This window comes from Vibrio sp. 1249-1 (assembly GCF_033340495.1).
In genome coordinates this window covers 1-703 of the sequence record NZ_JAWOWJ010000538.1, presented here as the reverse complement: position 1 = coordinate 703, position 703 = coordinate 1, and the positions used below count along the sequence as shown (strand labels likewise).

The following is a 703-nucleotide window of genomic DNA, read 5'->3' as shown; positions in this document are numbered from 1 at the left end:
AACGACGGAACAAGTAGACCAAGCCGTTGCTGCAGCGCGTGCTGCGTTCGTCGAATGGAAAAAACGTCCATTCGCTGAACGCGAAGCAATTGTGTTGGCTTTTGCTGAAAAAGTGAAAGAAAACAGTGAAAAAATTGCCGAAGTGATCGCGAAAGAAACGGGTAAACCAATTTGGGAAACACGCACAGAAGCGGCTGCAATGGCTGGAAAAATCGCTATTTCTATTCGTGCCTACCATGACCGTACTGGTGAAGCGACTCGCGAAGCTGCGGGCAACCAGATTGTATTGCGACATCGCCCTCTTGGCGTAATGGCGGTGTTTGGGCCATATAACTTCCCTGGTCACTTACCGAATGGCCACATCGTTCCTGCCTTGCTAGCGGGGAACACAGTTGTGTTCAAACCATCTGAGCAAACGCCTTGGACTGGCGAGCTAGCTATGAAATTGTGGGAAGAAGCGGGTTTACCAAAAGGCGTTATCAACCTTGTTCAAGGTGCGAAGGAAACTGGTATTGCGCTGGCTGATGCGAAAGGTATTGATGGCATTCTGTTTACGGGCAGTGCGAACACGGGTCACATTCTGCATCGTCAGTTTGCAGGTCAACCAGGCAAGATGTTAGCGCTAGAAATGGGCGGCAACAACCCGATGGTCATCTCTGATAACTACGGTGATTTGGATGCAACGGTGTACACCATCATCCAA

1 protein-coding gene is annotated in these 703 nt (G+C 49.8%); it reads left to right on the top strand.

Going from position 1 to position 703, the window contains the following annotated elements; genetic code table 11:
* Positions 1-703: aldehyde dehydrogenase family protein (locus tag R7Z50_RS27480; protein ID WP_318149746.1), on the top strand; the 703-nt coding region annotated here is incomplete at both ends.